Here is a 3,831-nt window from a genome sequence, read left to right as displayed (position 1 = left end):
CGCTATCGCGATGAACAGCCCGATCAACGATATGTAGGTATATCGGTCCGCCATCGCCTGGGTGCCGACCTGCACCAACCCGATCATCGGCACGAGAACGATCAGGTACCAGAACCATCCCACCGCGAGATACGGACGACTCCCGGAGGATCGGATCACCAGGATCGTCGCCGCTGCTAGGAGAACGGCTGCGGCCAGCACATGCCAGGTTGGAATACTGGCCGCATGCGGGTAGAACGCTGCGAGCTTGGCGGGCCAGAGCATCTTGCCGACGTAACCGACGTAGGCCGTCAGCGCGTTCGCGATCCGGGACGCCAACGACAGTTCCTCAACGGGGCTGACCGCTCCCGCCCTCTGCTGGGCCGCATACGTCACCGCGCCGGAAGCCAGAGACATGGCGAGGAGAGGCAGCTTCTCCCGGATAAGCCGCAGTCGTTCGCCGCGCACCCAGCGGCCGAGCGGCCAGTAGTCAATCAGCAGGAGCACGAACGGAAGAGTCACCAGCGTGGGTTTGGACATCAGCCCGAGGGCAAAGAAGGCTGTGACGGCGAGATAGCGCTTCGGGCTCGGCGACTCGGTGTATCGCGCGTAGGCCCACATCGTCAGGAACCAGAACAGCGCGCTCAGCACGTCCTTGCGCTCGGCCACCCACGCCACCGATTCGACGTGCAGGGGATGGACCGCGAACAGCGCCGCCGCGAACGCGCTCCTTCGGACCGACCCGGTCATCCGGTGGAGGAGTAGAAGGAGTAGCAGGGTATTCGCCAGATGGATCAGCAGGTTCACCGCGTGCGGCCCGAGCGGCCCTGGTCCGAAGAACTGCCGGTCCAGCATGTGCGAGATCCACGTAGCCGGGTGCCAGTTGCCCTGGTATCCGACGTTGAACGCCCACCTGAGCCCCTCGACGGTGAGGCCGGACTGCACGTGGGGGTTCGCCGTAACGTATGCCTCGTCGTCGTAGTTGACGAAGTTCGCTCGGAGTACGGGGATGTAGGCCGCCGCCGCGATCAGCAGGACTGCAACTGCCGCGATGCGGACGCGACGCACTCGTTCCCCGGCCCCGGGCTCTTGAACCGGCTCTGCCACTGTTCGGACCTCTCAGGGCGCGGTCGAACTGCCCGCCGTAGAGATTCCACGGCTGGTCGGCATTTCCTTCCGCCGGCTCCGAACGATGCGCAGGCAAAGAAAAGCCGCCGGGCAGGAGTCCGCCCGGCGGTGATGTCTTACCGCGGATTCGGAATGGCTCAGGCTCTTCGCCTGCGAAGCGCGATTCCGGCCAGACCGATCAGGCCCGTTCCGAGAGCGAAGATGCTGCTCGGCTCAGGCACGGTGGTGAAGTTCCGGACCGAGGTGGCAACGCTCGCGTCCACGTTCTTCGCCGTCACTTTCCAGTAGTACTTGGTGTACACGTCCAGGTTGTTGACTACCAGCGACGTCGTGCCCTCCGGCAGATTGTCCCCGATCTTGGTGGTCGGGTTGCTCGAGGTGCCGAAGTACACGTCGAAGAACGAGTTGTAGTTGCCCGCCGTCCAGCTCAGGGTGACCGAGACCAGAGGGCCGGCCTGCGTGCCGACGTCAATCGCGTTGTTGGCAGGTCCGGTGAGGGTGGCCGCCGTGGGCGTGGACGATACCCACCTGACCGAGTCGAAGTAGACCCTCTTCCCGGTCACCGTCGTGACCGGAGTCGCCAACTTCGTCTTGTAGGCGGTCGCGGCGATGAACTTCTTGCCGGTAGCAAGGGTGTTCCACGCGTTGGCGCCGCTGCTCTGGGCCTTAGCCACGACGACGTCAGGGTCGGCGCTTCTCACCGTCCATGTCGGGGACGTTCCCACATACGAGTTGGCCGCCCAGGTGGCGGACACGTCGTAGTACCCGGTCACCGTCGGGGTGAACGCCCACTCGCCCCACTTGGAGGGAGTGGACTCGCCGGCGTAGTAGGAGCCTGTGCCCGTGAGGCCGGCCGCAGTGCTCTTAGCCGTTGTGGCTGCGGGGCCGGCCATGGTGAAGAGCGGGTTCTGCGCGCCGCCGGCTACCCGGCTCTCGATGATTGTCGTGGCCGCCTGTGCTGCGACTGCGCATGTCAGCAACACGACGACCGCTACAACAAGTGTAGCCCGTACTGTCTTCATCTCTTTCCCCTTTTCCTATTTCGTTTTCACGCAACGACTGTCTTGAACGGCCCGATCGGGTCCATGCGGTGCCGCATCGCCCGGGGCCTGTCACGCGCGGGAACCTCTCTGGCGGAGGCCTCGTCCCGCGAACCGACAGTTCTAGTTCCTTGATTGTAGGGCCGGATGGCCGTTTCGTCAATAGTATTCGGCAAAAACCGGTACTTTTACCGGCGGGGAACATGCTGTGCGGCCGCTCGTCCGAGTCCCGCTTCGGCCCGATGAAAACACGGCCGCCGGAAGACTTGCTTCCGACGGCCGCTCTGTATCGGCTAGGTTTCGTGCCGTTGTCAGGCTCTGCGCCTTCTTGCGAGGCCGACAAGTCCGATCAGGCCCGTTCCGAGTGCGAGCAGGCTGCTCGGCTCAGGAACTACCTCGACCTTGAGATTGTCGAACCACACTGGGACGGTGGTGCTCAGGCCCGAGCCGATGACAATGCTGTCATACAGCAAACCCGGGTTTATGCCTTTCGTCGAGTCCAAGTTGTCATTGACGTAGTACTCGACGGTGTTGGACTTGATGAGCATCCCCAGCTTGGTCCAGTCATTTCCACTTGCCGCGACGCTTGCTCTGGTGGCATAGGCGGTCGTGAGGTTTCCCCAACCTGCACCCGGACCGTACAGGATGCGCTGGTTGATCCTGCTCGTGTCCACGCCTGAAGACGTAAAGCCCAGGGCGAGGAGCTGGTTAAGAGCACCCGCGTTGTACGCACCACCGGCATAGGAGCGGATCTCAATGTATTCCCGCACAGACCAGATGTTCGTGTCGATATCAATCATGAACTCGACCTTGATCGGCTTAGCATCGGTGGCCGCAATAGGTCCACCGGGCAGGTTGATCCACATCCGGTTCTGGGTGTTCGCGTGCACGCCCGACTGGATCGACTGGGAAGACAGGTAGCCTTTGGTCGTGTCCAGTAGGAAGGGGTTGGCCGGATAGAACTGAGTGTAGGGACCACTCAACGCAGCCGTGTTGGCGTACGACTCGAAGTTGTCCGCGAGGGACGCCTGTGCGAGGGGGCACGCGATCAGCAGAACTGCGAGGATAAGCAACATTCTTGTCATAGGTTTCACCTCCTCTCCTTCCCTAACAAATGAGATATCGCCACTGTCTAAAACCGACCTACGTCCACATCTAGTGGTTGATGTAAGCGCGCTCTGCCGTCGGACGCCTTCTCTTCCGAGGCGTTCTCCCGGCACGCGACAATGACTATACTGCCATTCTACGGCGGAACTCGCTGTTCGTCAAGGGATTCGGGCGAAAACCGGTATTTATACCAGTCCTCCGAGCCGCTCTGGCGGACAAGAAAAAGACGGCCCGCCGTGCGGCGGACCGTCTGGTCTGTCGTGTCTCCCGGATTCGCCCTCTCCGGGCTACTCGGACTGCTCGGCCTCCGCGGCCGGCGCCTCCTCGGCGCCCTCTGCAGGCTCCGCGCCTTCCTCCGCTTCCTCGACGGGGGCGACCTCTTCGACGCGGACGTGCGGCAGCTTGACGCTGACGATCATGCTCTCCGCGGGCGGGGCGAGTATCTCGACTCCCTCCGGGATCTGCAGGTCCCCGACGTGCACGGCGTCGCCGAGCTCGAGATGCGAGATGTCCACGTCAATGTGGCTCGGAATCTTGTCCGGCAGGGCCTTGACCGTCACTTCGCTCACCGGCTGCT

General features: G+C 62.9%; 4 protein-coding genes. All 4 read right to left on the bottom strand.

Annotation, left to right across the window (positions count from 1 at the left end; genetic code table 11):
• The coding region (locus KBC96_15485; protein ID MBP6965796.1) for a glycosyltransferase family 39 protein at positions 1-1,086 on the bottom strand (1,086 nt) is incomplete at its 3' end.
• A 158-nt stretch (positions 1,087-1,244) separates the two neighbouring features.
• Positions 1,245-2,129, bottom strand: a complete 885-nt coding sequence (locus KBC96_15480; protein MBP6965795.1) for a PEP-CTERM sorting domain-containing protein — start codon at positions 2,127-2,129, stop codon at positions 1,245-1,247.
• Positions 2,130-2,458: 329 nt separating this feature from the next.
• Positions 2,459-3,232: a PEP-CTERM sorting domain-containing protein gene (locus KBC96_15475; GenBank protein MBP6965794.1), complete on the bottom strand. Its 774-nt coding sequence runs from the start codon at positions 3,230-3,232 to the stop codon at positions 2,459-2,461.
• A gap of 309 nt (positions 3,233-3,541) precedes the next feature.
• On the bottom strand, positions 3,542-3,831 hold a 290-nt coding region (locus tag KBC96_15470; protein ID MBP6965793.1), incomplete at its 5' end, for a 50S ribosomal protein L25.

Source organism: Armatimonadota bacterium (genome assembly GCA_017993055.1).
GTDB lineage: Bacteria > Armatimonadota > UBA5829 > DTJY01 > DTJY01 > JAGONM01.
This window is presented reverse-complemented; position numbering and strand designations above follow the sequence as displayed.